Source organism: Ferrovibrio sp. (genome assembly GCF_017994015.1).
In the GTDB taxonomy this organism is placed as follows: domain Bacteria; phylum Pseudomonadota; class Alphaproteobacteria; order Ferrovibrionales; family Ferrovibrionaceae; genus Ferrovibrio.
The window spans coordinates 1-6,913 of the sequence record NZ_JAGOLP010000097.1 but is presented as its reverse complement, the minus strand read 5'-3'; the positions used below and the strand labels follow the sequence as shown (position 1 = coordinate 6,913).

General features: G+C 58.9%; 7 protein-coding genes. 2 read left to right on the top strand and 5 right to left on the bottom strand.

Annotation, left to right across the window (positions count from 1 at the left end; genetic code table 11):
- On the bottom strand, window positions 1–292 hold a 292-nt coding region (locus tag KBB36_RS20330), incomplete at its 3' end, for a sugar nucleotide-binding protein (protein WP_290985529.1).
- A gap of 394 nt (window positions 293–686) precedes the next feature.
- Between KBB36_RS20330 and KBB36_RS20325 the strand changes: the two genes are divergently transcribed.
- A complete protein-coding gene (locus tag KBB36_RS20325) occupies window positions 687–1,430 on the top strand; it encodes a bifunctional 2-polyprenyl-6-hydroxyphenol methylase/3-demethylubiquinol 3-O-methyltransferase UbiG (RefSeq protein WP_290985527.1) in 744 nt (247 codons plus the stop codon).
- On the opposite strand, the gene rfbC is transcribed toward KBB36_RS20325, so the two are convergent.
- The 4 genes from rfbC to KBB36_RS20305 all read right to left on the bottom strand — a co-directional run bounded on the left by rfbC (window position 1,427) and on the right by KBB36_RS20305 (window position 6,143).
- On the bottom strand, window positions 1,427–1,987 hold the full coding sequence (gene rfbC, locus KBB36_RS20320) for a dTDP-4-dehydrorhamnose 3,5-epimerase (RefSeq protein WP_290985524.1): 561 nt from the start codon (window positions 1,985–1,987) through the stop codon (window positions 1,427–1,429). The genes KBB36_RS20325 and rfbC overlap by 4 nt on opposite strands.
- A 30-nt stretch (window positions 1,988–2,017) precedes the next feature.
- Window positions 2,018–2,593, bottom strand: a complete 576-nt coding sequence (locus KBB36_RS20315; protein ID WP_290985510.1) for an SIS domain-containing protein — start codon at window positions 2,591–2,593, stop codon at window positions 2,018–2,020.
- Between the two features lie 85 nt (window positions 2,594–2,678).
- Window positions 2,679–4,727 (bottom strand): hypothetical protein, encoded by a 2,049-nt coding sequence (locus KBB36_RS20310; RefSeq protein ID WP_290985507.1) that lies wholly within the window; start codon window positions 4,725–4,727, stop codon window positions 2,679–2,681.
- 24 nt (window positions 4,728–4,751) lie between these two features.
- Window positions 4,752–6,143 (bottom strand): MBOAT family O-acyltransferase, encoded by a 1,392-nt coding sequence (locus KBB36_RS20305; protein ID WP_290985504.1) that lies wholly within the window; start codon window positions 6,141–6,143, stop codon window positions 4,752–4,754.
- 403 nt (window positions 6,144–6,546) lie between these two features.
- Between KBB36_RS20305 and KBB36_RS20300 the strand changes: the two genes are divergently transcribed.
- The coding region (locus KBB36_RS20300) for a glycosyltransferase (RefSeq protein WP_290985501.1) at window positions 6,547–6,913 on the top strand (367 nt) is incomplete at its 3' end.

Here is a 6,913-nt window from a genome sequence, read left to right as displayed (position 1 = left end):
CATGCCGGGCGCAGGCGCGCGCCAGATGGCCCGGCCCGGCGGCATTCACCGCCATGGCCTGCTCGGCTTCACTCTCGGCCTTGTCCACCGCGGTATAGGCGGCAGCGTTGATCACCACGGCCGGGCGCAATTGGTCCATCAGCGCCATCACGGCAGCAGCATCAGTGATATCCAGGCCAGCACGATCACAAAAATGCATGGCGCGGCCATTGCGCAAATCACGCAAGGCCAGGCCGACCTGGCCTTCGGCGCCAGTGACCAGGATAGTTTCAGGCTGTTGCCGCATCTGCATGAACCACCTTGTTGCAGCCGTAAACTTAGCAGGCGGTGCTGCGGCCAGGAAGCGATGGCCGCCGGCCAAGAGCGGTTCATATTGATATGGAAGCACCTGCGCCGTGGCGCTTTTGCGTTTTGCGGAGGAGCCCGGCGCCGGGCGTAGTGGGACTACGGCCAAGCCGGGCGACACGCGCAAAACGCAAAAGCGCCCGGCCCTTGCGGGTTACGCCTGGAGGCGGCATCCGCGGCGTCGAAACGCTTGCAGGTACCGCAAGGTACCTGCTGCGCGCTTCTCCTAGCGGCTACCGCCTCCAGGCGTAACGCAGGTGTTTCCATATCAATATGAGCTGCTCTAGTCTTTGCCACGAAAAGCCGTAAAATCGGCTGACAGCGCAGCACAGGACCAGGGCATGAATCAGGACGAATATGAACGCATGGCTGCCTTGGAGCAAAGCCTGTGGTGGTATCGCGCCCTGCATGCCATTCAGCGTCAGCGGCTGGCTGCCCTGGGCTTGGCGCCCGGCAGCCGCGTGCTGGATGCCGGCTGCGGCACCGGCGGCTTCTTGCAGCATCTGCAACAGTTTCTTCCTGGCCTGGCCTATAGCGGGCTGGAATTCAACAGCGCCGCCGCAGAGCATGCCCGGCACAAGACCGGGATGATGATCACCATCGGCTCGGTGAATACCATGCCCTATGCTGATGGCAGTTTCGATGCCATTGTCAGCAACGACGTGCTGAACCATGCGGGGGTACAGCAAACCGAGGCATTGCAAGAGTTTTTGCGCTGCCTGAAACCCGGCGGCCATCTGCTGCTCAATCTGCCCGCCTTTGCCTGGATGCGTTCGGCGCATGATCACCATGTGCATAATGCGCGGCGCTACACCGCTGGCGGGGCCAGCACCTTGCTGGTAAGCAGCGGCTTTCGCGTGCTGCGCGCCGGCTATTGGAACAGCCTGTTATTTCCGCTGATGCTGGTGCACCGGCTGACCGTGGGCCAGAGCCAGCAAAGCAGCGATGTGCAGATGATCGCGCCATGGCTGAACCGGCTATTCCTGGCTATTGTCAGCCAGGAAGCCCGATTGCAAAGACTGGGCCTTGGCCTGCCTTTCGGCGGCTCGGTGTGGCTGCTGGCGCAGCGCCCGGCAGAAATTTAATCGAACAGGTCGGGCTGGTCGCGCAGCAAGGGATGCACGGCATCCTTGGCCGACAGCACGGCCTGATCCGGCGCGACCGGCCAGGCGATGCTCAGGGCGGGATCAGACCACAGGATGCCGCGTTCATCCTGCGGCGCGTAATAGGTATCAACCTTGTAGAAAATCTCGGTATCCGGCTCCAGGGTGCAAAAGCCATGCGCAAAGCCGGCCGGCACAAAAAGCTGATCGGCACTATCACCGGCCAGTTCCTGCATCACATGGCGGCCGAAGCTGGGCGATGAGCGCCGGATGTCGACGGCTACCGAAACCAGACGGCCACGCAGGCAGCGGATCAGCTTGGCCTGGGCAGTGGCGCCAATCTGATAATGCATGCCGCGCACGGTGCCGGCCTGGGCCGAAAAGGAGTGGTTGTCCTGCACAAAATCCACCTCCAGCCCGGCTTCGGCCAACGCCGCCTTCTTGTAGCTTTCCGTGAACCAGCCACGATTGTCGCCAAAGCGCTTGATCGTCAGCAGCATGGGCCCGGCAAGCGCAAGAGGTTTCAGAATCAGGCTCATGGTTCGATCAGTTTCACGCTAGGAAGTCGTTCAGGCGCCGAAAGCGGCTTCAACCTGCTCGCAGATATAATGATACAGGCAGATATGCACCTGCTGGATCAGCGGCGTTTGGCGCGAGGGCGCCGCCAGCAGGATATCCGCCACCGCCGCCAGCTTGCCGCCGCCCTGACCGGTGAGTGCCAGCACCGTCATGCCGCGCCGACGGGCTTCTTCTGCTGCCAGCACCACATTGGGCGAATTGCCCGAAGTGCTGATACCCCAGAACACACCGCCGGCCTGGCCATAGGCTTCGACCTGGCGCGAAAACACGGTTTCGTAGCTGTAGTCGTTGGCCCAGGCGGTCAGCACCGAGGGATTGTCTGACAGGCAGATGCAGCGCAAGGCCGGGCGTTCCTTGAGGAAGCGGCCAACCAATTCGCCGGTGATATGCATGGCGTCCGCTGCCGAGCCGCCATTGCCGCAAACCAGCAGCGGCTTGTCGGCCTTCAGCGCTGCAACGATGGCGGCAACCGCCTGCTCAACAGGCGCCGCCAGCCCAGCCTGCGCCGCCTGGCGCAGAATATCGGCCGAATGTTCAAGATAATCGTTGATCGATGCCGCGCTCATGGAATTCCTCATAAATCAAAGCAATCGAATTCAGCCCACCCTGTATAAACGGGCGGCTTAGGTGAAGCCATAGTTGCGCCGGCCTTCATGGTGCCGGCTGCTGCCGCAGCATCAGCTCCAGAAACACCACCGACAGGGGGCGGGTCTCCGGCCCCGCCGGTGGCGCCAAGCGGCCATTCCAGTTGGCATAGCGGATATCCAGCCGATTTCCACCGGCCCGGCCCGGTAGCCGCAAAGTGTCGGCAACCTGATTGCCGGGGCGCAGCATGTCACCGTCATAACGCCGCACCACGTCGTTGTTCCAGAGAATTTCAACCACCTGGTCCGGCTGATAGGTGTTAAAACGGTATGACAATTCAACAATGCCATCGCGGGCCAGGAAACTGCGTATCTGGGTGCTCGGCCCCAACCCCCAACGCCAGACATCGGCGGCATTACGCTCAAAGCCGCCCAGACCCGTGACGCTGATACCGGCCTGTTCCGGCTGTGCAATCAGATCAACGTTTTCGCCTGCATGCTGCGGCAGCAAGGCAGTATCCAGCGGCTGTTTGCCCTGGGTGGCGGCGGTTCTGGCCACGGCCAGATCAAGCAACCCGCCGCCGGCATCGGCGATGTCAAACTCGATCGCATGTGGATCGGTGCTGCCGGCTGCAAATGGTATGGTCAGGTCAATCACATGGTCGGAGCCGGTAAAACGATATTCTGCAACAGGCTTGCCGGCATGAGAAAAAACCAGATGCCGGGGGATTGCCGGATCGGCCCGCAGATTGGTCACCGGCAGGGCCAGCTTAACTGAGGCAGGAACGGCGCTCGGCACAAAAGCCAGCCCGGCGCGCAGATCATTGCTGCGCCAGCCATGCGTCGCATCCGGCTGCCAGCCATGGGTCAGCCCGGCATCGGCATTGCCGCTATCGATCCGACCGGCCGGCAGCATGGCCTTCAGATAGGCGATCGTTGCACCAAACTCGGCCAAATATGATCGCTCGCTGGTGCGGTGGACGTTGCCATCCGAGACTTCAAAAATCATCACATCGCTATTCGCCACATCACCCGCCAGCATGGCCGGATTACGTGGCACAGGCGGCGTCGGATCGCGGCGCTGGTTGTAGCTGATGTCCTGCACAAAATAATCCGAACGGATCAGAGCGCCAGGAAACCAGAATTGCGTTGGCCAGGTTTGCAGCAGGGTATACGTGATCTGATCGGCGTAACTGTCTCCCAGCAGGAAAATCCGCAGCGGCGTTGGGCCAGTATCATCATCCGACTTGCTGAGCTTTACATTGGCGGTATTGGTCAGCAGCCGCTCTGGCCGCGACACATTGAGAATCAAGGCAATGTCGGTGTCGGGACCAGCCGCCAGTTTCATCTCACGCCGGCTGCAATCCACCGGAAAATAGCGTTGCTGACGCATGGCCTCGATACGCTGCATCGCTTCTGCGGTGACCGCGCAAGCCGCCCAGAAATTCCAGTGAAAGCCGGTATTGGCGAAGCTGCCGGGCTGATCCTGCTGCTTGAGCCCAAGCAGCAAGGCCTTGCCATCCACCACATTCACACCGGCAGCGCGCAACCCATCACCATAGGCATAAATCTGCTGTGCCGCCTGCTCCAGCGGCAGGGCGAGATATTGCGCCACATCCTCTGGATAAATCTGCACGCGCGGCGGTGCGGTTATTGCCAGAAATGTGACGCCGCGACGCGCCAGCAGATCCTGCAAAATGCGCAATCGGCGCCCAGAAGTATCATAACCAGCGATCACTGTGGCGCGATTACGCAGATCGTAGTTGAAGCGGCGGATCGTATCGACTGGAAAAAAGCCGCCCGCCGCACTGCGCACGTAATGGTCATTTGGCCGGCTGGGAAATGCCGCCAGACGCAGATCGTTGAACAACGTCAGCAAGGTTTTGCGCAGGCCGATATCACGGGCGATATATTGCTCCCAGTAAACTTGCAGACTGCGATCCGTAAAACTCTCGAAGCTTGGTGAACGCGGCTGCAGCGGGGCCAGTCTTTCGCGCAATTGCGGCTCGGTGATGAACGGCCATTGTGATTGCGCCAAGGGCAGGAAAAACAACGCGCCGCTCAACACGCAGAGCAGCAGCCGGCCCCAGCGACCTATGAATGGCTTGGCTTGCATGCGGTTTGCCATTTTGCTGCCGCCTCAGAAACGGAAATAGAGAAATGCCGACGAACCCGCCGCCAGCATCGCTGCAACACTAAGCACCAGCAGAACAATGTGGAAAGCCCAGTTCGTCAGCAAGACCACTGCGCTGCCGGCGGGATTTTGCGACCAGAAAGCGGCGCGCGACCAATCCGGCACCAATCGCTGCGACAGCAGCAAACGCCATGGCAGAACTGCCAGCGCCAGACCAAGCAGCACCATGGCAAGCGGGTGTTGCGGGAAGAACAGGGGCATTGGCTCAACCTGCCCCGTCATGCCGGGCAGCAGGCCATACATGCGCCGCAGCATACGCCAGGCATAATCAAGCGAATCAGCCCGGAACAGCACCCATCCCATCACCACAATCAGCAATGTGATCGCCTGCCGGACAAAATCAGGCACCGGCAGCTGCCAGCCACGATGCTGCGCAAAACGCTCCAGTGTGAGGAAGAAGCCGTAATACGCGCCCCAGAGAATAAAAGTCCAGGCAGCGCCATGCCACAGACCTGAAATCAGGAAAACGATCCAGAGATTGAGATACACGCGCCATTCCGGCAGGCGATTGCCACCCAGCGGGATATAAAGATAAACCCGCATCCAGGTGGAGAGCGATATGTGCCAGCGCTGCCAGAATTCGGTAATGCTGCGCGCCTGGTAGGGTTGGTTGAAATTCTCCGGAAAACGGATGCCGCAGATTCGCGCCATGCCAATAGCCATGTCGGAATAGCCGCAAAAATCGAAATAGATCTGCACTGTATAGGCAATGGCGCCGATCCAGGCGTAATGCACCGGCATGGCTTCCGGCGGCAGGGCAAAGACCGCATCCGCGATGCGACCGGCGGGATCAGCAATCAGCAGTTTACGCGCCAGCCCACGCACGAAGCGGGTGAAACCTTGCAGAAAATCATCCGTGCTGTGGCTGCGCGCCGCAAGCTGTGCGCCAACATCGTTGAAACGCACGATCGGCCCGGCAACAAGCTGCGGGAAGAACATGATGTAGAGCAGGGATTCGAGCAATGAGCGGGGTGGTTCATTGCGATTCTTGTAGATATCAACCAGAAAGCTGATCTTGTGGAAGACAATGAAGGAAATGCCCAGCGGCAGCGCAACGCCATACCAATCCGGCTTGGTGAAATGCGCCGGCCCAAGCAGCCACTGCAACTGGTCGATGGCGAAATTGGAATATTTGAAGAAGGCCAGGGCCGCCACATTCAGGCCGATTGTCAGGCCCAGCGCCCAGAGTTTTACGATACGTGACATTGCCGGCTGAACCAGCACATGTTTGATGACCAGATGGTCGAGGATGGTGCCGGCAATCACTACGCCAACGAAAAACGGGTCGCCCCAGGCAAAGAAGAAAACACTGAAAATAACCGCAACGGCGTTGCGCAATACAATTCCCGGCGCCAGGAAATAAAACAAAAGAAATATCGGAAAAAATACAAACAAGAATATGGCAGAACTGAATACCATAGCCTCCCCCAATTAATACGGCACACACCCCCTGTTCATTTCGGAATATATGCTTTACGCAAATAGTGGATAGCGGATTCCGCCAGCCCAGGCAAGTGAAGTGCCGCAAGCCATGAGGCCCCAATCCATGCTCCAAGTCTGCTATGGCTTTGGCCTTGGAATACAATAAATTACAACTCCTGTTTGGTTAAGCTCCATAACTATTAGCATTTTATCAGGAGATTTTTGGCTGTATTGGCGGAATTAACCACCCGCCCAGGTGCATTCCAGGGGCTGAATCTGATATGAATGCCTCATCATGCCGTCATCCAGGAAAGCGTTGATGCTGCGTTTTAGTGTGATCACCCCCTCTTATAATCAAGGCCAATACATTGAGCGCACCATCCAGAGTGTGCTTGGTCAGCAAGGGGTGGATTTTGACTATAACGTTTTTGACGGTGGCAGCAGCGATAAGACGGTATCGATTCTGACCCGCTACCAGGACCGGCTGCGTTTCAAAAGCGAGCGCGATGGCGGCCAGGCAGATGCCGTGAACCAGGGCTTGAGAAACGCCCGCGGTGACATCATCGCCTGGCTGAATTCCGATGACATTTATTATCCTGACGCTTTCCGCAAGGTTGCGGCGCTGGTCGAACAGCATCCCGAGGGCGATTTTGTATATGGCGAAGCACACCAGCTAGACCCGCAGG

What these genes read in the sequence shown, in the direction of transcription:
- KBB36_RS20325 (WP_290985527.1), top strand. Translation starts at nt 687, where the DNA reads ATGAATCAGGACGAATATGAACGCATGGCTGCCTTGGAGCAAAGCCTG.
- rfbC (WP_290985524.1), bottom strand. Translation starts at nt 1,987, where the DNA reads ATGAGCCTGATTCTGAAACCTCTTGCGCTTGCCGGGCCCATGCTGCTG.
- KBB36_RS20315 (WP_290985510.1), bottom strand. Translation starts at nt 2,593, where the DNA reads ATGAGCGCGGCATCGATCAACGATTATCTTGAACATTCGGCCGATATT.
- KBB36_RS20310 (WP_290985507.1), bottom strand. Translation starts at nt 4,727, where the DNA reads ATGCAAGCCAAGCCATTCATAGGTCGCTGGGGCCGGCTGCTGCTCTGC.